The following is a 21,708-nucleotide window of genomic DNA, read 5'->3' on the forward strand; positions in this document are numbered from 1 at the left end:
GGATCAACCATGACATCCATTGCTGAAGAAAGTCCTCGGCGTCTCCGATTGGCTGCGCTCGACGACCCCTTGCCGCGTCCTACTCTGGTGCTCGCGGCCGCTGGTATCGCCTGGCTGGGAACGGGGGCGCTTGTCCTCTCCTGGCCCGACGCCCAGGAACTGGAGCGCACCCGGCTGCTGGGGGCACTGTCGCTCGCGTTCGGTACCTTGCAGCTTGCCGCCTATGCCGGCGGCTGGCTGTTTGCGCGGCTGGCTCGGCTCGGACGCTTCGCGCCCTGGCTGATCGTGCTGGCACTATGGCTGACGGCCTGGGAGATCGTGACGGCCAAGCTCGACCTGCTGCCGCTGCCGTTCTTCCCATCGCCGCAGGCCTTCGTCGAGGTTTACACCGACGATTGGCGGCGGTTGGGCGAATCGCTGTTGGCGTCGCTGATGCTGCTGTTCCGTGGCTTCGCTATTGGTGCGGCGTTAGGCTTTGTGGCGGGCGTCGCCCTGGGCTGGTCGAAGCGCGCAGGCTACTGGATCCACCCGTTGATGCGCCTTGTCGGCCCGTTGCCCGCGACGGCGTGGCTTCCGCTCGCGTTCTTCATTTTTCCGACAAGTGCTGCAGCCAGCACCTTCCTGATCGCCCTGGCGACGGCGTTCCCGCTCACCGTCCTCACCTGGTCGGGTGTGGCTGGCGTGCAGAGCGCCTATTACGACGTGGCACGTACGCTCGGTGCCAACAGCCGCTTCCTGGTGTTGAGGGTCGCCATTCCGGCAGCACTGCCGCACGTCTTCGTCGGCCTGTTCATGGGGCTAGGCTCGTCCTTCGCCGTGCTGGTGGTGGCAGAGATGCTGGGCGTGAAGTCCGGCCTCGGCTGGTACCTGCAATGGGCGCAGGGATGGGCGGCCTACGCCAATATGTACGGCGCCCTGCTCGTCATGGCGTTGATGTGCTCGGCGCTGATCACGCTTCTCTTCCGCGTACGTGATCGCCTCCTCGCTTGGCAGAAGGGACTCGTCCAATGGTAACGCTCGCTGAACGCCCGACGGCGGCATCTGCTTCGCCGATCGCCGGGGCCCGACTCGATGTCCGCGAAGTCGATCACGGCTTCGTCCTGAACGGCGAGGACCTGCCGGTGCTGGAGGATGTTTCCTTCAGCGTCGCGCCCGGCGAGTTCGTGGCGCTGCTGGGGCCCAGCGGCTGCGGCAAGTCCACTCTGCTGCGGCTGGTGGCGGGGCTCGACCGGCCGCGCCACGGTCACCTCGTCGTCGATGGTGAGGAGGTGACGCAACCCGATCCGTCGCGCGTCGTGGTCTTCCAGGATCCGACGCTCTATCCCTGGCGGACGGTGTGGCGCAACGCGTCGCTGGGGCTGGAGGCGCGCGGTCTCCTGAAGCAACAACGCAGCCGGGTCGACGAAGCGCTGGCGCTGGTCGGGCTCGATCGTTTCGCCCATGTCTATCCGCACCAGCTCTCCGGCGGCATGGCGCAGCGCGCGTCGCTGGCGCGGGCGCTGGTCAACGATCCCAAACTGCTGATCCTCGACGAGCCCCTGGGCAAGCTCGACAGCCTGACGCGGCTTGCCATGCAGAGCGAACTGACGCGGCTGTGGCAGGCACGCGGCTTTACCGTGCTGATGGTGACACACGACGTGGAAGAGGCGTTGCTTCTTTCCAACCGCGTCATCGTGTTCAGCGATAGGCCGGCGCGGCTGCGCGCCGATCTCGCGGTTGACCTGCCGTATCCGCGCCACCGCGACCACCCCGAACTGCTGCGCCTGCGCCGCGAGATACTGGGCCTGCTCGGCCTCGGTGGCGATTGGTGAGGCGGGCGACCGGCGTCTGACGAGGAGTGCACCATGGCGACGGGAGTCACAATCGATCGGCCGACCATCGACCGTTTGGCCGTCCGCGTCTGTCATGCCGTGCGCGACGTGCGCGGCGAGCATCGAGCCTGGATCGCCGTGGCGCAGATCGCCGACCACCTCGACAGCGAGAGCCCGGATGCCATCGATGCCGCGATCGCCTTCGCGGCGGCCAAAGGGTGGCTGTCGCTCGGAGGTGTCCCGTCGCACAGCGTGCTGCTGACGCCGCGCGCGCCGTAGGTTGTTGAGCCGCGTGGTCAGCCAGGCCATCGGATCGGGGCGGCAACGGACCAGATCATCGAGGTCGAGGAGGGAGTGCGCCGACTGTGTTTCCGGTCCGAGATGGCGTATTCATGCGGACCAAGTTTGCACAGGCTGGTGCCGTGACGCCGATCCGGATGGTTGCTGCTTTCGCTCTGGTCCTGGGTCTGGCCATCGTGTCGGCCCGGGCGGTGGAGCCGACGCGTGTCGAGATCGTCGAACATGGCATCTATACGCTCGATATCGATGCGACGACGCACGATGCCAACGGCATCGGACAGAATCAGGTGTCGAACATCTGCCACGTCTCGACCACGACTATGATCCCGATGAAGCCCACCCTGACCTTCGGCTTCCGCTATCGTGTGTGGGGACCATCGACCGACGGTATCGAGCGGCTGACCAAGGTGGTGACCTTTCCCACCGAAGTGACGCCGCCGGGCGCGCCCAAGCCGTTGAAATCCTACGCCGAGGTCTTCTCGGCGCGAATCGGCGTGGTCGGCTACATCGGCTACGGCTTCGACGAACCCTGGGAACTCATGCGGGGCATCTGGACCTTCCAGCTCTTCCAACGTGGACGTCTGCTCGCCGAACAGAACTTCACGATCGTCGACGATCCGCAGGCCACCGTACCGCGTCGCGACAGCGGCTCGAACTGCTTCCAGATGTCGAGCCTCTAGTTCTTCACCTAAGGGTGAGCGCTTTCAGATGTGCAGGGGGAAGGGTGTCGGGCTCAGGGGGGAGGCGTAGCGTAAGGGCAGTGCAGATTTCATTCCTGGAGGCTCGGTATGACGATATGCCGTCCTTTCGCCCGTGCACTAGCTTGCTTCGCAGCCGGCGCGGCCGGCTTGTCCGCGTCTGATGCAAAGGCGACCGAGGGGGCGGCGAGTTACTACTTTGCCGGTGGCTTCGGTTCGTTCCTGACCGCGGTGCCGCCAGAACCGGGCTTCTCGGTTGCCAGCCAGACCTTGATGTTCGGCGGGCAGGCCCAGCGTGCGGTCCTCCGCGGTCGTGCCACTTTCGGGCTCTCAGCCTTTGCGCTTTATGAATTTGTCGCCGGCTCCTATGCCTTCGAGCCGAAAATTCTCGGTGGTCGCCTGCAGATCGCTACCGCGGCCCCCGTGGTCGCTACGGCGAGCATGAACGTCTCGCTCGACACACGCCTGTTCGGCTCTCTTTCCAATACAGCGTCTGACACGGGCTTTGGCGACATGTTACTGACGCCGTTTGCGTTCTATTGGAGCTTCGGTGAAATCCACGTGAAGCTGGCGCAATTCGTGGTCGCGCCGACGGGCCGCTACAATGTCGATTCGCTGATCAATGTCGGGCGTAACTATTGGGCCTTCGACACCCAACTCGGCATCACTTGGTTTCACAAGGCGACCGGCACCGAGCTGACGGTGCTGCCGGGCATCATGATCAACACCACCAACCCGGCGACCGACTACAAGTCAGGCAACGAGTTTCACCTCGATTTCATGGTCAACCAGTTTCTGTCTCCCACCTTTGCAATCGGTATGCAGGGCTACTGGTACAAGCAGATCGACGCTGACAGTGGCACCGGTGCGGTATTGGGACCATTCATGGGCGAGTCTTTCGGCCTGGGTCCGGCAATCCTGTGGACGCCGGAGGCGCTGAAGGGACGTGCGGCCATCGTGTTGAAATGGCTGCACGACATAAGCAACACCAATAGACTGAACGGCGACTGGGGCCAGGTGGCGATCTCGTATCGCTTTTGATCAGGGAGGATCGGCATGTTTCGCCCTGCCTTCGCAATCCTTGCATTCGCAATCCTTGGCGACAATCAGCGCGACTGAGACACCCTGATCATGCGGCTCGACTTCGCCGGCGAAGAGAGTCACGGTTGGCGTTGAAGCGAGCCGCGCTGGGGACCTGAATTTCATGGTCTCTCTTGAAAGGGCGGGCTGCTTGTATTCATCGATGGAATAGGGGCGTCACGGGAGATCCGCACGATCGAGTGAGGAGGACCGATGCTTCGCACAGGTATTGAACTGGTCCTGGCCGGCAGCATGGTTCTGGCGAGTACTGCCATTGCTCGGGCCGACTGCGCTGCTGAGTTCGGCGACGTCAACCGAATCAAGGAGACGGCCGGCCCCTACGAGATCGCGACGACGCTGTCGATCACGTATCCGGGCGACACGCATCGAGGCGGCCAGGCGGCACAGGCCGTCCATGCCATCCAGGTCGTGCCTCCTCAGTCCTTCCGCATCCGGACACGCTCGGCCGAAGTGGTCGTGATCGGCAACGGCAAGGGGTGGGCGAATGCCGGAGGACCCTGGGTCGAGGTGACCAAGGAGAAGATGGCGGACCTGCTGGAGGATGCGCCGCTCAGCGGCTACTTCGCCGTCAAAGGCCAGAGCGACCTGCAATGCCAGGGCGTGCGGACTATCGACGGCATGCCCTATCTGACTTTCGTCTACAGCATTGGCGCGGCCACCAACCCGAGAGGGCCGCAAACGACGCGGATCACGGCCTACTTCGATCCCGTGACCCGCCTGCCCATTGGCGGGCAAAGCCTGGCTGATGTCACGGGCACGAGAATGCATGCGGAGATGGTCTACAGGTTCGATCCATCTATCAGGATCGATCCGCCAAGTCCTTGAGCCGTTCTGGCACTGCCGTGCCGGACCTCTGTTCGGTCGTCAAGCGTGCAATTTTCCGCAGCGACCCTCTGTTCGCCGGCAAATGCCAATTGCAGACAGCATCCAGACGTTCTGCTATAGGGCCGTCCACGTCCCCGTAGCTCAGCTGGATAGAGCAGCGGTTTCCTAAACCGGAGGTCGGAGGTTCGAATCCTCTCGGGGACGCCATTTCAATTCAGGACATCGAACGCCGAGAAGCGCCAAGTCTACGCGCGCTCCCGTCACAGTGCGATCGCCGGACCGAGCCTTTCGAGGGAAACTGTTTCCGTCACCGCTCCTTGAATGTCATCGCGAGTTGGTCGCGCAACGGCTTGACCAGATAGGACAGGATCGTGCGGTCGCCGGTTCCGAGATGGACCTCGGCCGGCATGTCGGGCAGCAGTGCGAGTTTGCCGAGCTTGGCCCGGCTCTCGCCGGACAGCGTGATGCGCACGACGTAGTAATCCTGGGCAGGCGGCGATGCTTGCGAGCGTGGTTGGGAATCGCGCACAACGTCCGCAGAGACGCGCTGCACCGTGCCTTCGACCTCGGGCGTAGTACGCTGGTTGAAGGCGGGAAAACGTACGAGGGCCGTCTGCCCGGCATGTACCGCATCGATGTCGTTCGCCGCCAGTCGTGCCTCGATCACCAGCTCGTCGTCCTGCGGCACGATCTCCATCAGGGTCTCGCCGGCCGCGATCACGCCGCCCACGGTATGGGCGGTGAGCTGGTTCACGACACCGGACTGCGGCGCACGCAGCTCGACACGACGGAGCTGGTCGTCGGCGGCGATGCGCCGCTCGGTGAGCTCGGCCAGCTTGGCCTGCAACTCGCGCAGCTCGCGCATGGTCTCGGCCCTCAGGTCCTGGTCGATCTGGTCGACCTGCAAGCGGATCTCGGCGATGCGGCCTCGTGCCTGTGCGGCCTGGGCGACAAGCTGGCCTTCCTCACCGGCCAGGCGCGCCGCGTCGCGCTGGATCGCCGTGAACTTCGTCACCGGATAGAGATTCTTCTCCCACAGCACCTTGGAGCCTTCGAGCTCGCGGCCGACGAAGCCCAGCTCGCGCGCTTTCGCCTCCTTCTGCTGGCCAAGACCGCCGATCTCCTGCTCAAGCTGCGCGATACGTTCTTCGAGCTGCGCCTTCTGGCCGGCGCGCGCGTCGCGCCGGGACTCGAACAGGTGGCGCTCGGAAGCGAGCAGGATGGTGGCCGACAAGGTAACGGCGCCGCGCTCAGGGTACTTGACCGCGTTGCTGAGCAGGTTGAGCAGGAGCTGGTTCAGCCGATCGGGAGCACCCGATACGACTGACGGTATGTTGCCGGCGATCGCCATGGCGATCTCCAGCCGGTCTGCATCGGGCAGGCCGCGGGCGATGTCGATGGCGCTCTCGGCCACGGCTCGAAGGTCGAAGTCGGCTCTTTCGACGGTCATGCGACCGGCTTCGATCTGCGACAGGTCGAGGATGTCGTTGATGATCCCGAGCAGGTGCCCAGCCGAGTCCTCGATGATGCGCACGTAGCGCCGCCGCACTGGTTCGAGCCGGGTCTCGGCCAGCAGGCTCGACATGCCGATCACGGCGTTCATCGGCGTGCGGATCTCGTGGCTCATCATCGCCAGAAACTCGGTCTTGGCGTGCGTGGCGCTCTCGGCATCGGCACGCGCACGCCGCAGATCGGCCATGGTGGATTCCTGCCGCGTTAGCAGAGTAGCGATCCAGGCCGTCAGGCCGATCAGCAGCAGGGCGAGTACCACGGTACCCGAGCCGACGAACCATGCCGTGCCGTACCACAGCTCGAGGATCAGCCCTTCGGTTGCGGTGACGTTGACGACCAGTGGATAGTCTTTGAGAGCACGCGGTGCGACGATGCGCATCTCGTTTGTCCAGCTGTCGGCCAGCCGCGGGCTGGTCGTGACGACGGCGCCGGCGTCGCTGCCGCGCCCGATAATGTCGCGGAATACTGCTTGCTCGTGGAAGGAGGTGCCGATGAGCTGATCACGGATGGGGTAACGGGCGAGCAGAACGCCGTCCTTGCGGAACAGCGATATCGCGCTGTTGTCGCCGATGTTCACCGCCTTGAAGAAATCCTGGAAGAAGGTGCTTTCGATGCCGGTCAGCACCAGGCCCAGCGTCTCGCCGGACCGGCCTTTGATCTTGCGCGCCAGGTAGAAGGTCCAGGTCCTGGTGCCACGGTTTCTGACCGGGACGCTCAGGAAGACGTCGAGTGCCGGGTCGGCCATGTGGGCCTTGAAGTAGTCGCGGTCGGCGAGGTTGATCTTGGGGGGGCGGATAGGAGCGCGTGAAGTTGATGATGTCGCCATTGCGCGCGACGATGGTGGCGACATCGATCTGCGGCACGCTGCTCGCCTTGTTGCGCAGCATGTCGTAGATCTCGTGGGTCCCCATCTCGCGGCGCAGCTCGTCGTCGTTGGCGATATCGGCTTCCTCGACCCGGTCGGTGATGCTCTTCAGCACCAGGTCGGCGGCTTTCATCGTCTGGTTGGTCGACTCGGCCAGCGTAATCGACATGTTGGAGAGGTTGACCTTCCATTCCTCGAGCACCGTCTCGCGCGCCTGCCACGGCATCAGGATCGATCCGACCGTCGCGAACACGACCATCAACAGCCCGGCCAGAATCACCGACCAGCCGCGCCGGCTCAGCTTCAGTCGAGCCGGCGGAGTCGTGGAATGGGAGGATGGGTCCGTCACGATGAGGCCTCTCAGCAGGGAGATCATACTCCCGGTCTGCAAATCCGACGCCACACGAAAGGGCCCTATATCTGGGCCATAGTTCGTGTCGTTCCCAGATGTTGGGGTATGCCGGCGCGATCCGTTGCAAAATGCAAATGTCCGATGCGCCTCCCTTGGCGGGATTTGCATTTTGCAGAGATGCCAGCGCGATCGCGACGGCGGGTCGCCATACGGGCTGTCATGCCGCCCCGGAAGTCCGATTCCAGGCACGATGGGTCGTTCGGGACCGGAGACGTTTCCCGCGACACCGCCCGGCGAATGTTCGGATGTCAGTTCATGACACCCGCTTCGAGGTGTCAGGCAATGGCGGCCGGTGGTTCGTCGCGCGACGGCAGATGCCGTCGCGCCCATTGCCTTCGGCTCTGATTGCTCAGTGGCGGCTCAGCTCGGCGCGTCCCACCACCATGTGATGCACCTCGTCGGGGCCGTCGGCGAAGCGGAGATGCCGCTGGTTGGTGTACATGTCGGCGAGCGGCGTCCATTGCGAGATGCCGGTCGCGCCGTGGATCTGGATAGCCTGGTCGATGATCTGGCACACCCGCTCTGGCACCATCGCCTTGACCATGCTGACCCACACGCGCGCTTCGCGGTTGCCCAGCACGTCCATCGCCTTGGCGGCCTTCAGCACCATCAAGCGCATCGCCTCGATTTCGATGCGGGCGCGTGACACCGTTTCGAGATTCTTGCCGAGTTGGATGAGCTGCTTTCCGAATGCCGTGCGGTTGGAGCCGCGCTTGACCAGCAGATCGAGCGCCTTCTCGGCCTGGCCGATCGAGCGCATGCAGTGATGGATGCGGCCCGGGCCGAGGCGCACCTGCGAGATCTCGAAACCGCGGCCCTCGCCCAGCAGGATGTTCGACTCAGGCACGCGGACGTTCTCGAACTTGAGATGCATGTGGCCGCGTGGCGCGTGATCGTGTCCGAAGACCTGCATCGGTCCCAGGATGCGCACGCCCGGCGTGTCCATGGGCACCAGGATCTGCGACTGCTGGAACTGCGGCGAGGCATCGGGGCTGGTCTTGACCATGACGATCATGATCTTGCAGCGCGGATCGCCGGCGCCGGAGATGTAGTACTTCTCGCCGTTGATCACCCATTCGCCGCCGACCAGCTCGGCGCGCGTGGCGACGTTCTTGGCATCGGAAGAGGCGACGCCCGGCTCGGTCATCGCATAGGCCGAGCGGATCTCGCCGTTCAGCAGCGGCTTCAGCCACTTCTCTTTCTGCTCGGCCGTGCCGACCCGCTCGAGGACCTCCATGTTGCCGGTGTCCGGTGCGGAGCAGTTCAGCGTTTCCGAGGCCAGCGGCTGCTTGCCGAGTTCCGCGGCGATATAGGCATAGTCGAGGTTGGTCAGGCCCTGCCCGATCTCCGAGTTGGGCAGGAAGAAGTTCCACAGGCCCGAGGCCTTTGCCTTGTTCTTGGCGACCTCCAGCAGTTCGAGCTGGCCCGGCGCCCAGCTCCACGGATCCTTGCGGCCTTCACCCAGCCGGAAGAACTCTTCGGACATCGGGGCCACGTTCTCGTCGATGTGCTTCTTCACGGCGTCGAACAGCGGCTTGGCCGCCTTAGACATCGCGAGGTTGTTCAGCTCGGCATCGAGATCGGGGCGGGGAGCCGGGGCGGGCTTCGGTTGCATGGGGACTTCCTCTGTTCACTGTGTTGCCCAACCATCCCTATAGACCTCCTTTGACAGGTCAATCCTCGCGCCGCCGGGACGCGCCCCGGCAATTTCTGGCTGCGAAAGGCAGGCGGCCGGCCCCCTTGCTCCGGCGCGCTCAGGCCTCATGCTGTCAGTCAAACCGGAGGAACGCTTTCATGAAGTTCGGTATCTTCTATGAACTGCAGTTGCCGCGGCCCTGGAACGACGGCGACGAGCACAGGCTCTACCTCAACGCCCTGGAGCAGCTCGAACTGGCCGACCGCCTGGGCTACGACCATGCCTGGCAGGTCGAGCACCACTTCCTCGAGGAATATTCCCACTCGCCGTCGCCCGAGTCCTTTCTCGCGGCCGCCAGCCAGCGCACCAAGAAGATCCGCCTCGGCCACGGCATCTACCAGCTGACGACCAACCATCCCGCCCGCGTCGCCGAAAGAGTCGCCACGCTCGACCTGCTGTCCAGCGGCCGCTGCGAGTTCGGCATGGGCGAAAGCGCCTCCATCACCGAACTGGAGCCGTTCGGCGTCACCATGGAGAACAAGCGCGAAGTCTTCGAGGAAGCGGTGCGCGCGATCATCCCCATGTTCAAGGACGGCCCGAGCGAGCATCGCGGCAAGTACTTCAACATGCCGCTGCGCCATGTGATGCCCAAGCCGCTGCAGAAGCCGCACCCGCCGCTCTGGGTCGCCTGCTCCCAGCTTGAAACCCTGGCCAAGTGCGGCGAATGGGGGTTCGGCGCGCTGGGCTTTCAGTTCGTGTCGGCCGATGCCGCGCATGCCTGGGTCCACGCCTATTACAACGCCTTCGTGAAGCGTCAGAAGAAGCTCGCCGACTACCGGACGAACCCCAATATTGCTCTTGTCTCATTTTTCATGTGCGCCAAGACGGATGAAGAAGCACGCGAGCGTGCCGACGGGTGCACTTTCTTCCAGTTCGCCCTGCGCTTCTACGGCCAGTCGGCTGGCCGGGCCCGGCCGCCGGCCGGTACGGTCAACATGTGGGACGAGTACAACAAGTGGAAGAAGGCCAATCCCGAAGCGCATGCCGCGGCGCTGCGCGGCGGCCTGATCGGCTCGCCCGAGACCATCCGGCGCAAGCTGCGCAAGTTCCAGGCCTCGAACATCGACCAGGTCGTGCTGCTCAACCAGGCCGGCCGCAACACGCACGAACATATCTGCGAATCGCTCGAACTCTTCGCGACGGAAGTGATGCCGGAGTTCCATGCCGCGCATCCACAGCTCCTGAAGTGGAAGGAGCGGGTATTGAACCGGGAGATAGCGCTCGACGAGATCGACACTTCCGCCTTTGCCGACAGGTATGGCGGCACCATGAAGAACATCTCGCCGGCCACGTCCAAGGCGCAGGCGGCCGAGTAGTCGGAGAGGCGGCCTTCACCTGCAGGCCGCGCGTGGCGTCAGCGTATCGTCTGTCAATACGTCGGCCGAAAGGATAACCGACATGGCTGGACCCAATACGGTTCTCGCAAAGGGCGCACTGATAACGACCCACACCTATTCGACCGCTGCCGAAGCGAGTGCGAAGTTCCGGATCGACGAGGAGATCGTCGACGGCGACCTTGCGAACCTCGCCAAGATCGACATGAAGAACGAAGCCTACCTCAAGGAGCTCATCGCCAAGGCTTCGATGGGCCGGCGCACGGTCCAGAGCGGCGCGAAGGGCCTGCAGTTCTATATGATCAAGGGTGGCGGCGAAGGATTCCTCGATCCCTACTACTTCGGAAAGGATGCCAGCCGGCTGATGGTCGGCGGCGGCACGACGACCAGCGGCTCGGCCGGCACGACCATGGTCTTCGACAATAATGACCTGCTGGCGGTGTTCGACCGGACCGGCAAGCTGATCGGCTCCGCTCTGCTGCAGCGCCCGATTTCCATCGTCGATCCGAGCCGCAGGCATCCGCACATGTGGACCGAGCCCACGGCCAACAAGGTCTACGACGCGTGGGACGACCGGCCGGTGTCAATCTATCGCAACACGAACTTCGGCATCGCTTATTACGGCCTCAGGATCGACGACAGTCTCGGCTGGTATGCCAAAGGGTCGGTGAGGGTGGACCTGCACAAGCAGGAGGCGACGAACGGCTGCATCTTCATCGTCGATCCGAACACACCGGCCTATTCCAACAAGGCAGCGCTCAGCATGTTCGAGCCGCAGCTCATCAAGGATATCCAGGCCCACATCCGCGCCAACGAGAAATCCAATATCGGCCGCATGTACATCGTCAAGATAGCCTAGCGGGCAAAGAAAAAGCGGCCCGCGAGAGGCCGCCCTTCTTCTTTGATTCTGTCGTCAGCTTTACTGAACGACGATCTCGACCCTTCGGTTCTGCGGCTCGCGGACATTGTCGCCGGTCTGGACCAGCAGGCCCTGTTCGCCACGGCCGATCACCGCGATCGCCGTTGCCGGCACGCCGTTGCGGATGAGAGCGTCCTTCACTGCGTTGGCGCGGCGCAGCGACAGCGCCATGTTGTACTGATCCGAGCCCGACGTATCGGTGTGGCCCGTTGCCGTGATGCGCGCATTGCCCTTGGCTCTGTAGGCATCGGCCGCCTGCTTGACGACGTTCAACGAGGCTTGCGACAGGCGCGAGCTGTCCCAGTCGAAGAACACCATGAAGGAGGGCGGCGCGACAGGGGCCGCCGACGGCGGCGGCGGAGCAGCGGCCGGAGGGGCGAACTTGTACTGCGCGCCGAGGATGGTGGCGAAGTTGTTGTTGCTGTAGGTCACGTTCGTGCCGCCGATACTGACCGATGGATTCGTCGTGCCGATGTAGCGGCCTTCGAGCGCGATACGCCACTGGCTGTCGACGTTCCAGCCGAGGCCGACAATGCCCTGATAGGCGAACACCGTCGAGCCGAGCGCCGTGTTGCTGTCGACGAAGCCAATACCGGCGCCGGCGCCGACATACGGTGTGAAGGCCGAAGCGGGGAAGAAGTCGTAGAGCACCTTGCCCATGATCTGCAGCTGACCGGCGGTGCCGGTGAAATTGGCGAGCGGGGTGCTGGCGGTAATCGGCACTCGGCCGTAAGCCACCTCTAGTTCGATGCGCGGACCGACGAAGTCGTAGCCGATCAAGCCGCCGACGCCCCAGCCGGTCGAACTGGTGATGGATCCGCCGATGCTGGTCGATGTGTTGAGGAACCAGGCGAGACCGCCGCCGGCACCGACATACAAGCCGGGCAATGGATTGATTTCTTGGGCCTGCCCAACGGAGGGCAACAGGATAGCTGCTGCTATGATGGATACTGCCTTCTTCATCGGCCAAGCTCCCCCTGCGACGCTGTCTAGAAACACTCTACACGGGCCGCGAGAGTTTGGCTTCCCTCTCTCCCGGCCCCTCATTCGAGCTCCTTTCTGGTGTGACCAAAAGGCCACATGCAGGGCTTATTATCTGTAGCAGGCGTAGTGAATTGCAGCTCAACTATCGTGTTGTCTCAGCTTGTAGTTCTCCATCACCCACTTGAGGGTGGTTCCGTATTGCGGGTCGGTTGCGTAAACGCCCGTGAGCGCATCCGCGAAGGCCTCAGGGTTGGCGACGACCTGCATCGCCGACCGATAGGGAGAGCCGGTCGACAGCAATTTTCCATGTAATTCAAAGGCTTCCGACAGGTTCGCGAAACGCCGGAACTTGGCGATGATCGTCACGACCTTGCCGTCGATCACTTCCCGCGTCTCGCTTTCGACCGCTGGCTGGTTGTCGAGCGCCTTGATGCCGAACGGGTTGTTGCTGTCGGGCGGCATGGCCGAACCCCAGGCGCTCTCGACGATCCATTGCGCCAGAGTGATCGAGGCCGGGATCCCGAACCGACGCTGCGACAGCTTGGCGGCCTCGATCACATCTGGCGGCACGATTCCGACGTGCCCATAGCGGGTCTGCGGCGGCTTCTCCTTCGTCACCAGGGGGCGGGCAGCCAGGGCGTAGTAGGTCGGGCTGCCGGGCGCCACATGTCCGGTCGGCGGGTTCATGTTCATCATGACCGCCTGGAAGGCTTTGATCGCCAGGATCGTGCCCGGGTCCATGTTGCCGGTGACGGGAACCTCGGTATGCGGCTTGGGCAGTCGTTTGTTGAGCAGCGATTGGATGACGAAAACATCACCCGGACCGTTTACGGCGTCCAACCCCACGGATGTGAAGATGGGGGGAGCGACGCTTCCCACCTCGTCCGTGCTCAAGATGGTCTGCGACGGGACAAGGCACATGGCGACAAATTCTTTCGAACGTCGGGTGACTTCGCACAAGCTTGGCGGCGCCGGCATAGGTCGTCAACTCTCAATCCGAATCGTGAACGGCAGAGAGGGGGCATCCTCTTCGCGTGTCGGCGGCTTGTCCGCGCGGTAGTTTCGCATGTGAAGTATACAGCTTGCAGAGGTGGGAGGCCGAAGTCGGAGAAGCATGGCGGAACGGCCATTCGGGCCAATTACGATTGCCCGCGTGCAGGTTCCACGACTAGTATTTTGCAGTGACGTCAGGAGTACGCGCGCACGTGACCCTGAAGCTTGCCATGATCCGGTGTCCCGACAACGTGGCGCCTCAGCGACGCGAGGTCCGCGGCGGCGAATTCTCCATTGGCAGAGGCCAGGACAACGAATGGGTCATCGCCGATCCTGACCGGCATTTGTCGAAGAAGCATTGCCTGCTGGTCTATGGCGGTGGCGAGTGGTCGCTCCATGACCTCAGCACCAACGGTACCTTCCTCAATCAGGCCAGCGAACCCGTAGGACGAGGTGCTGTTCAGAAGCTGCGCAGCGGCGACCGGATCAAGTTCGGCCTGTACGAGATCGAGATCACGATCGATGAGGAGGAAGAGGCCGCCAGCGGCCCCCTGAGGCCGCCCGCCGACCGTTCGTTCCATGAGGAAGACGACGACGTTCGGCCGGCCAGCTCCGACTCCTTCCTGGATGCTCCTGTTTCCCCCCTTCTGCCGCCGGATTTCGATCCTCTGCGCGACGGCGCAGAGCCATTCTCGGGGGTGCCGACGCAGCCGGATCACGCCCCGGCCCTGGAAAGTGCCTTTCGGATGCCGCCGGTCGCGATCATCCCCGACGACTGGGATGTCGAGGCACCCGCCACCAGGCGTCCGCAATCCGCCGTCTCGAATGCTCCCGCGCCGGCACCAAAGGAGCGACGGCCGAAGGACGAGGCCCCGCCGCCTCCGCCCAGGCCCGAACCACCGGTGGCCCGACCGACCGACGATGCGCGGCTGGCGGCGGCCTTCCTGCGCGGTGTCGGTCTCCCCGAAGGAAGCCTGACCGACCCTGAGAAGACGCTGGAGCGCATCGGGGCGGCCCTACGGGCGACCGTGACCGGACTGCGGCACACGCTGATCGCACGTGCCAGCATCAAGGACGAGTTCCGCATCGAACAGACGATGATCCGTCCGACGGGCAACAACCCGCTCAAGTTCTCGCTCGACGACGACGATGCGCTGGCCACACTTCTGGGCGAAGGGCGGCGCGGCAGCATGGCGCCGGAAGCCGCCATTGCCGAAGCTTTTGCCGACCTTCGCATCCATGAACTGGCAACGATTTCGGCGATGCAGACGGCCGTGCGCGTCCTGCTGGCCCAGTTCGATCCCGAATCGGTCGAGCGCAAGGTCACGAGCAGCCCGCTGCACATCCATCCCGCGCAAAGGAAGGCCGCTGCATGGGAGGCCTTCGTGCAGCAGCATAAAAGCGTGACTCAGGCTCTCTCGGACGATTTCGACAGCGTGTTCGGAAAAGCTTTCGCCCGTGCCTACGAGCAGGCGATCGACAAGCTCGACTCCGAGAAAGGATCAACCTGATGAACCGCCGATTGCTGCTCGCGACCCCGGCCTTCCTGCTGGTCGCCAATTGCGGCCCCCCGGCGCCTTCGGCCGTGGACCTCACCATCAGGGCCGGCGCGGATCTCAATCGCAATTCCTCCGGGGTGCCGCTGTCTGTCGCCGTCCGCATCTATGCCTTGAACGCAAGGTCGCGGTTCTTGAATGCCGATGCCTATGCCCTGATGGACAAGGAAAGCGCGACGCTCGGCGACGAGGGTTCGCGGGTCGAGGAGATCGTCGTCAAGCCGGGCGAAGTGCGCAAGGTGCTCATGGCGCCCAAAGCCGATGTGCGATTCATCGGTGCTGCTGTACTGTTTCAGGACATCGACCGCTCGCGATGGCGGTCGATCGCGCCGATTGCCACGAGCGGTCTCACCCGGCTGGTGCTCAACATCGGCAGCAACAGGTCCGAACTGGAGACGGCATGACCTGGTCGAATCGTGTTGTCTGGTTGGAAGGCATGTTCCTTCGGGCGCAGCACTTCCAGCAGCAGGATCGCTGGCTGGAGGCCATGCTGCGCGACCGGACGGCATCGCTGCGTTCGCATGCCTGGGGGCTGACGGATGGTGCGATCAATCGGAACCTCCTGACTACCGGCCAGTTCGCCTTGGCCAGCGGCAGCGGTGTGTTCGAGGACGGCACGCCTTTCGCGCTGCCGGGCGACGCCGACCAGCCCGCGCCTCTCGACCTTCCCGAATCGACGCGCAACGCCATCGTCTATCTCGTATTGCCGATCCGCCAGGCCGGCGCAGTCGAGGTTTCCGGCGACGGTTCGACCGAAGGCCGCTACGAGCAGCGGCCTTTCGAGGCCTACGATACGCACTCGGGCTCGCCGCAGCCGGCCGAGGTTCAGGTCGGCAGGCTGCGCCTTCGCTACATGCTCGAGACCGACAATCGCGCCGGTTATCACGGCATTGGCCTGGCGCGCGTGATCGAGGTCGGCGCCGACCGTCGCGTGATTCTGGACGATCAATGGATACCGCCGGCGCTGGCCTGCGCGGCCGCGCCGCCCTTGATGGGCCTGCTTGCCGAGCTTTCCGGAATGCTCAACCAGCGCGGCGAGGCTCTGGCGGCGCGCCTCACGGCGCCGGGCTCGCGCGGCGTGGCCGATGTTTCGGACTTCCTCCTGCTGCAGTCCGTCAATCGTGCGCAGAAGCTGCTGGCTCACTGGGCCAGCGACCGCAACGTGCATCCGGTCGACCTCTATGCCGCTCTGGTCCAGATGGCCGGCGACTTTGCCACCTTCACCGAGGCCACTCGCCGTCCCTCGGAGTATCCGCCGTATCGGCATGCCGACCTGCAGCGCAGTTTCGCGCCGGTAGTCGCGGACCTCCGGCGTTCGCTCTCCGCGGTCATCGAGCAGACGGCCATCCAGATTCCGTTGCAGAAGCGGGCCTATGGCATCCAGGTCGGCCCCATCGTCGACCGGGGCATTCTGCGGTCCTCGAGCTTTGTGTTGGCGGTACAGGCCGATGTCCCCACGGAAACCATGCGGCGTCTGTTCCCCTCGCAGGTCAAGATCGGAGCGGTCGAGCATATTCGTGAACTGGTGAATGTCGCTTTGCCCGGCATTGCCGTGCGACCGCTGCCGGTGGCGCCGCGCCAACTGCCATTTTACGCGGGGGCGACCTACTTCGAGCTCGACCGCAATTCGACGCACTGGAAGGAACTGCAATCGTCCGGCGGCTTCGCCGTGCATGTCTCCGGCGATTTCCCAAACCTGAACATCGAGCTCTGGGCGATCCGCGGCTGACAGCGGTGATGTGAGGCGAAAATGAGCGACAATCCCTTCGCCGAGCCAGATGACGACAATAGGACGGTGATTCGTCCTAGCCCCGGCAAGCGTCGCGCGTCGCCGGCTCAGCCTGCTGCGGAATCGCCAGCCGGAGAACCACCGCAACGTCCGGGCGCTGCTCGTCCTGCTGCGGCCGCAGCCCCGCTGCTGGCCGAGGGAACGGAGAATCTCTTTGTCGGCAACGATGCGCTGGCTGCCGCCGCCGCGCCGTTGCTTCAGCTCATGGCTCGGCTGCGCAACACGGCGAATCCGCCGGAGTCCGGCGATCTGCGCGAGCGGACCGTGCGCCAGATCAAGCGCTTCGAGCAGGAGTGCCGCGACAAGGGCGTGCCGCTGGAGCAGCTTCGTCCGGCGCACTATGCGCTGTGCGCCAGCTTGGACGACGTCGTGCTGAATACCCCCTGGGGCAATAGCGGGAGCTGGCACGAACGCTCCCTGGTTTCGACGTTCCACCAGGAAGTTAGAAGCGGCGAGCGCTTCTTCGATGTGCTGAAGCAGATGTGCGACAACCCCGGCAAGTTCCTGCCGGTCATCAAGCTGATGTACCTGTGCATGTCGCTGGGCTTCGTCGGCCAGTACCGCCTCTCGCGCCGCGGCATCGGTGACATCAATCGAATTCGCGAGGAAACCTACGCAGTCATCTCCCGGCAGCAGAAGTCCGCCGATCCCGACCTCGCTCCTCATACCAAGGGCATAGATGCGCCTTACCGGCCGGCGCGGGTGCGGCTGCCGGTCTGGGTGGCCGCCTGCCTGGGGCTGGGCATCGTCGCGGCCTTGTTCACCTGGTTCTCGATCGACCTCAACGCGGCGTCCGATGGCATCTATGCGCGTCTGCGCGATGCTCCGCCGACGCAGATGCCGACGATCACCAGAACGCCGATTGTCGAGGTAAAGCCGGTGCCGACGCCCTTGCCGCCGCCGGAACCGACGGTGATGGATCGCCTGCGCAAATTCCTCCAGCCCGAGATTGAGCAGGGCCTCGTCGAGGTGACCGGCACGGTCGGTCAACCGCTCATCCGGATCACTGGTCGCGGCATGTTCGCGTCGGGCGCCGCCGCTGTGCAGCCCAGCTTCAAGCCGCTGCTGGATCGCATTGGGCTTGCCCTGAAGGAAGAGCCGGGCTCGGTGCAGGTGATCGGTTACACCGACGACCAGCCCATCCGCACGATTACCTTCCCGTCGAACTTTCAGCTTTCCACGGCGCGTGCCCAGGCCGCCAGTGCGATCATTGCCACCACCGTCGGCGACAAGTCCCGCCTGACGGCCGAAGGCCGCGCCGATGCCGATCCGATCGCGTCGAACGCAACCCCCGAGGGGCGTGAACGCAACAGGCGAATCGAAATCGTGCTCAACCGGCAAGGCACCTAGCCATGCAAGCGTTTCTCCGAGTCATTTTCTCTCGATGGTCGCTGAGCTTCGTCGGCGTCGCAGTCCTTGCGCTGCTGGTCTGGTTCTTCGGCCCCCTGCTCGGGATGCTGGAAGGCTGGCTGCCACGGCTGGTCGTCGTACTCGCCCTGCTCCTCGTCTGGGGCTTGTCGAACCTGCTGATCGACCTCTATCGCCGCCAACGCGAGCGAAAGCTCGAAAGCAGTGTCGCCGAGCAGACATCGGCGGCCGTGGACGACGGCACCAGCGAGGAGGCCGCGGCGCTGCGCGAGCGGATGTCCACGGCGCTCACCCTGCTCAAGAAGGCGCGGGGCACGCGCGGCTATCTCTACGAGCAGCCCTGGTACGTCATCATCGGGCCTCCCGGCGCGGGCAAGACGACGGCGTTGCTGAACAGCGGCCTGAAGTTCCCGCTGGCCGCCGAGATGGGCCAGGGGCCGATGGCGGGTATCGGCGGAACGAGGCTCTGCGACTGGTGGTTCACAGACAATGCCGTGCTGATCGACACGGCCGGCCGCTATACCACCCAGGACTCGAATGCCGCCGTCGATCGCGCGGGCTGGGATGCGTTCCTCGACATGCTGCGCCGGACGCGGCCGCGTCAGCCGTTGAACGGCGTGATCGTGGGCATCGGGCTGGGTGAGATCGCCAATGCGCCTGCCGACGAACGTATTGCCCATGCCCGGGCGATCCGTCTCCGGATCAAGGAACTCGAGAGCCGGCTGCACATCCGCATTCCGGTCTACGCACTTTTCACCAAGGCGGACCTGATTGCAGGCTTCACCGAGTTCTTCGACGACCTCGATCGCGACGAACGCAGCCAAGTCTGGGGCGCCACGCTGCCGCTGACGAAGACCGACCAGGGGCCGGTCGGACAGTTCTCCGAGGAACTTCAGCTCCTCGTCGACCGTCTCAACGAGCGCTTGTTCGACCGCCTTCAAGCCGAGCAGAGCCCGGACCGCCGCGCTCTGATCGCGGGCTTCCCGGCGCAGGTCGCCAGCCTCGCCCAGCCTCTGCAAGCTTTCCTGACCGAAGCGTTCGGCGGGTCGCGTCTCGATCCCGCGCCGTTCCTGCGCGGCGTGTATTTCACCTCGGGCACCCAGGAAGGCACGCCGATCGACCGGCTGACCGGGCTGATGGCCCGCGCCTTCGGTCTCGACCAGCGGCGCGCGGCCAGCCTGAAGCCCGAGCATGGGCGCGGCTACTTCCTCGGGCGCCTCGTCTCCAGGGTCATCCTGGGCGAGGCGATGCTGGTCAGCGAACCGCCGGCCGCCCGCACCCGGCGGCTCGCCATGCGCGTCGCCTCCTATGCGTTGATCGCCTTGGCAACCCTGGGCGCCACGGGATGGCTGATCGCCAATCGCTCGGACGGCGAGAACCAGATCGCCGCGATGTCGCAAGCTTTGGCTTCCTACGAGAGCATCGCCAAGGAAACGACGTTCAGCCCGGTCAACGATTCCGACCTGCCCCGGCTGCTTCCGTTGCTGGATGCCGCCCGCAACCTCGAGAAGGCAGCCGGCAGCAACAGCGGCATCCTGGCGAGCTTCGACCTGTCGCAGGCGGCCAAGCTGCGCGCCGGTGCCGAGACGGTCTACCGGCATGCTCTGGGCTATGCACTGCTGCCGCGTCTGATCTGGCGTCTGGAAGCCCAGATGCGCGGTAACTTCACCCATCCCGATTTCCTCTACGAGGCGACCCGCGTCTACCTGATGCTGGGCGGGCAGGGGCCGCTCGACCGTGCGCTGGTCAAGGAATGGATGACCTACGATTGGCAGGCGGCTTATGCCGGCGCCTATAACGCCGCCGTCCTGACTGGCCTCATTGGTCATCTCGACGCTCTGCTGGCGAGGCCGTTGCCGGCCGTGCCGCTCGACGATGCTCTGATCGCGCAGGCCCGCACGGCCTTCAGCCGCGTGTCGCTGGCGGCGCGCGTCTACTCCCGCATCAAGCCGTCCGCCGCGGCGCAGGCATTGCCGCCCTGGAAGCCCAGCGACGCCCTGGGAACGGCGGGAGGGCGCGTGTTCATGCGCGCCTCCGGGCGCAAGCTCAGCGATGGTGTCCCCGGCTTCTTTACTGTCGATGGCTTCCACAAGGTGCTGCTGCCGGCGCTGGCGTCGGCGACCCGCGAAGTGGCCTCGGAGAACTGGGTGATGGGGCGTGGCGCTCCGGTGGCCCTGGACGAACCCCAGCAGAAGGAACTCGCCAACGCCGTGGTCGCGCTCTACCTCGCCGACTACGCCAAGACATGGGATGCGCTGCTGCAGGATCTGGAGATCGTGCCGCTGCGCAGCCTGCCGCAAGCGGCCCAGGATCTTTACATCCTGGCCTCGCCGCAGTCGCCCATGAAGGAGGTGCTGACCTCCATTGCCCGCCAGCTCACGCTCTCCGAACCACCTAAGCCTGCCAATGCCGTGGCGGCGGCGGCGACAGATGCCGCCAACAAGGTCCAGTCGGCGGCGACGGCTGCTACGACGACGAGCAAGTCGTCGACATTGTCTTCGCTTTTGACGGGTCAATCAGGCGCCGCCGCGCCGCCGCTGCCGCCGGGCCACGAGATCGACGAACGTTACCGGCAGCTGCGCGAGCTCGTGGCGTCCACGGGCGGGGCGCCGATCGATCAGGTCCTGAAGCTCCTCAACGACCTGCAACAGCAACTGGCCAAGCTCGCCGCGGCGCCCGTCGGTAGCGCGGCGCCTGCCGGCGCCACCCTGGGCGATCCGTCGCTGGCGCTGCGGGCCGAGGCACAACGCCAGCCGCCGCCATTGGCGCGCTGGCTTCAGGCGATGGCGGATTCGAGTACCGCCCTGCGCGGCGGCGGCGCCCGTCAGCAGGTGATTGCCGCCTACAACGGCGCCGGCGGGCCGGCAGCGCTCTGCCCGTTGGCCGTGAACGGGCGCTTCCCGTTCGTGCCCGGCAGCTCTCTCGAAACGCCGCTCGATGATTTCGCCAAGCTGTTCGCACCGGGCGGGCTGATCGACGGCTTCTTCAACACGCAGCTGCGCCCCTATGTCGATACCACGGGCAAGGTCTGGAAGGCTCAATCGGCCGATGGCGTGGCCGCGCCGGTTTCGGCGGCGGACATTGCGCAGTTCCAGCGGGCGGCCGTCATTCGCGACCTCTTCTTCGCTCCGGGCAGCACGACCATCGCCGTGCGCTTCGACATGACGCCCCTGCAGCTCGATCCCGGCGCATCCCGGGTCAGTCTGGAGTTCGACGGCACATCGGTCACTTATGCCCATGGACCGTCGCGCTCGACTCAGATCACCTGGCCGGGGCCGAACCGCATCCAGAACGTGCGGCTCGTCTTCGATCCGCCGCCGCCCGGCGGCACGGGCGTGTTGGCGGAGACGGGGCCTTGGGCGATGTTCCGTTTGTTCGGTCGCGGCACGCTGCGCCAGGCCGATTCACCGGAGCGCTACACGCTGACGTTCACGCTCGGCAACCGGGAGGCGACATTCGAGATCCGAGCTGCCTCGGTCCTCAATCCCTTCGCGCCGGGCGTCCTGCAGGACTTCCGCTGCCCGTCGGTCCGAGAATAGGTGCAC

Annotated in this window: 18 protein-coding genes and 1 tRNA gene; 14 read left to right on the top strand and 5 right to left on the bottom strand. The window is 64.7% G+C overall.

What is annotated here, in order from left to right:
- Positions 1-9 precede the first annotated feature (9 nt).
- From BN60_RS26245 to BN60_RS26275, 7 genes are all read left to right on the top strand, one after another.
- Entirely contained in the window at positions 10-1,014 is a 1,005-nt protein-coding gene (locus BN60_RS26245; protein WP_051150192.1) for an ABC transporter permease, read from the top strand.
- Entirely contained in the window at positions 1,008-1,811 is an 804-nt protein-coding gene (locus tag BN60_RS26250; protein ID WP_020699165.1) for an ABC transporter ATP-binding protein, read from the top strand. Before BN60_RS26245 ends, BN60_RS26250 begins: the two co-directional genes overlap by 7 nt.
- 33 nt (positions 1,812-1,844) lie before the next feature.
- Positions 1,845-2,090: a hypothetical protein gene (locus BN60_RS26255; RefSeq protein WP_020699166.1), complete on the top strand. Its 246-nt coding sequence runs from the start codon at positions 1,845-1,847 to the stop codon at positions 2,088-2,090.
- Between the two features lie 113 nt (positions 2,091-2,203).
- Positions 2,204-2,791, top strand: a complete 588-nt coding sequence (locus BN60_RS26260) for a DUF3859 domain-containing protein (RefSeq protein WP_020699167.1) — start codon at positions 2,204-2,206, stop codon at positions 2,789-2,791.
- A gap of 108 nt (positions 2,792-2,899) precedes the next feature.
- Positions 2,900-3,850: a SphA family protein gene (locus BN60_RS26265; protein ID WP_020699168.1), complete on the top strand. Its 951-nt coding sequence runs from the start codon at positions 2,900-2,902 to the stop codon at positions 3,848-3,850.
- 252 nt (positions 3,851-4,102) lie between these two features.
- Positions 4,103-4,735 carry a hypothetical protein gene (locus BN60_RS26270; protein WP_020699169.1) on the top strand — a complete coding sequence of 211 codons (633 nt, stop codon included), beginning with the start codon at positions 4,103-4,105 and terminating at the stop codon, positions 4,733-4,735.
- 130 nt (positions 4,736-4,865) lie between these two features.
- Positions 4,866-4,942: transfer RNA gene (locus BN60_RS26275), tRNA-Arg, on the top strand.
- Between the two features lie 100 nt (positions 4,943-5,042).
- Here the strand turns inward: BN60_RS26275 and BN60_RS29280 are convergent.
- The 3 genes from BN60_RS29280 to BN60_RS26290 all read right to left on the bottom strand — a co-directional run bounded on the left by BN60_RS29280 (position 5,043) and on the right by BN60_RS26290 (position 9,139).
- On the bottom strand, positions 5,043-6,824 hold the full coding sequence (locus BN60_RS29280) for an HlyD family type I secretion periplasmic adaptor subunit (protein ID WP_425357831.1): 1,782 nt from the start codon (positions 6,822-6,824) through the stop codon (positions 5,043-5,045).
- Positions 6,748-7,488 carry a hypothetical protein gene (locus BN60_RS31550; protein WP_245539843.1) on the bottom strand — a complete coding sequence of 247 codons (741 nt, stop codon included), beginning with the start codon at positions 7,486-7,488 and terminating at the stop codon, positions 6,748-6,750. The genes BN60_RS29280 and BN60_RS31550 overlap by 77 nt, the downstream gene beginning before the upstream one ends.
- A 385-nt stretch (positions 7,489-7,873) precedes the next feature.
- Positions 7,874-9,139: an acyl-CoA dehydrogenase family protein gene (locus tag BN60_RS26290; protein ID WP_020699173.1), complete on the bottom strand. Its 1,266-nt coding sequence runs from the start codon at positions 9,137-9,139 to the stop codon at positions 7,874-7,876.
- A gap of 179 nt (positions 9,140-9,318) precedes the next feature.
- On the opposite strand from BN60_RS26290, the gene BN60_RS26295 reads away from it, so the two are divergent.
- Together BN60_RS26295 and BN60_RS26300 are read left to right on the top strand one after the other, a co-directional pair.
- The gene (locus BN60_RS26295; RefSeq protein ID WP_020699174.1) at positions 9,319-10,536 is read left to right on the top strand and encodes an LLM class flavin-dependent oxidoreductase; all 1,218 of its coding nucleotides are present in this window, start codon (positions 9,319-9,321) and stop codon (positions 10,534-10,536) included.
- Positions 10,537-10,618: 82 nt separating this feature from the next.
- The gene (locus BN60_RS26300; RefSeq protein WP_020699175.1) at positions 10,619-11,413 is read left to right on the top strand and encodes a hypothetical protein; all 795 of its coding nucleotides are present in this window, start codon (positions 10,619-10,621) and stop codon (positions 11,411-11,413) included.
- 60 nt (positions 11,414-11,473) lie between these two features.
- Here BN60_RS26300 and BN60_RS26305 read toward each other — a convergent pair whose 3' ends face one another.
- Together BN60_RS26305 and BN60_RS26310 are read right to left on the bottom strand one after the other, a co-directional pair.
- Positions 11,474-12,520: an OmpA family protein gene (locus tag BN60_RS26305; RefSeq protein WP_083856293.1), complete on the bottom strand. Its 1,047-nt coding sequence runs from the start codon at positions 12,518-12,520 to the stop codon at positions 11,474-11,476.
- Positions 12,521-12,595: 75 nt separating this feature from the next.
- Positions 12,596-13,351: a glycoside hydrolase family 73 protein gene (locus BN60_RS26310; RefSeq protein WP_215905942.1), complete on the bottom strand. Its 756-nt coding sequence runs from the start codon at positions 13,349-13,351 to the stop codon at positions 12,596-12,598.
- 311 nt (positions 13,352-13,662) lie between these two features.
- Between BN60_RS26310 and tagH the strand changes: the two genes are divergently transcribed.
- From tagH to tssM, 5 genes are read left to right on the top strand one after another with little or no spacing between them, the layout of a single operon-like run.
- Entirely contained in the window at positions 13,663-14,961 is a 1,299-nt protein-coding gene (gene tagH / locus BN60_RS26315) for a type VI secretion system-associated FHA domain protein TagH (RefSeq protein ID WP_020699178.1), read from the top strand.
- Entirely contained in the window at positions 14,961-15,410 is a 450-nt protein-coding gene (tssJ, locus tag BN60_RS26320) for a type VI secretion system lipoprotein TssJ (RefSeq protein ID WP_020699179.1), read from the top strand. The genes tagH and tssJ overlap by 1 nt, the downstream gene beginning before the upstream one ends.
- Complete coding sequence (gene tssK / locus BN60_RS26325; protein WP_020699180.1) at positions 15,407-16,735, top strand: type VI secretion system baseplate subunit TssK; 1,329 nt, start codon at positions 15,407-15,409, stop codon at positions 16,733-16,735. The genes tssJ and tssK overlap by 4 nt, the downstream gene beginning before the upstream one ends.
- A 21-nt stretch (positions 16,736-16,756) precedes the next feature.
- Positions 16,757-18,145, top strand: coding sequence for a type VI secretion system protein TssL, long form (gene tssL / locus BN60_RS26330; RefSeq protein WP_020699181.1), 1,389 nt, complete (start codon positions 16,757-16,759; stop codon positions 18,143-18,145).
- Between the two features lie 2 nt (positions 18,146-18,147).
- Positions 18,148-21,702 carry a type VI secretion system membrane subunit TssM gene (tssM, locus tag BN60_RS26335; protein ID WP_020699182.1) on the top strand — a complete coding sequence of 1,185 codons (3,555 nt, stop codon included), beginning with the start codon at positions 18,148-18,150 and terminating at the stop codon, positions 21,700-21,702.
- Positions 21,703-21,708 lie beyond the last annotated feature (6 nt).

It is taken from the genome of Reyranella massiliensis 521, from assembly GCF_000312425.1.
Classification (GTDB): domain Bacteria; phylum Pseudomonadota; class Alphaproteobacteria; order Reyranellales; family Reyranellaceae; genus Reyranella; species Reyranella massiliensis.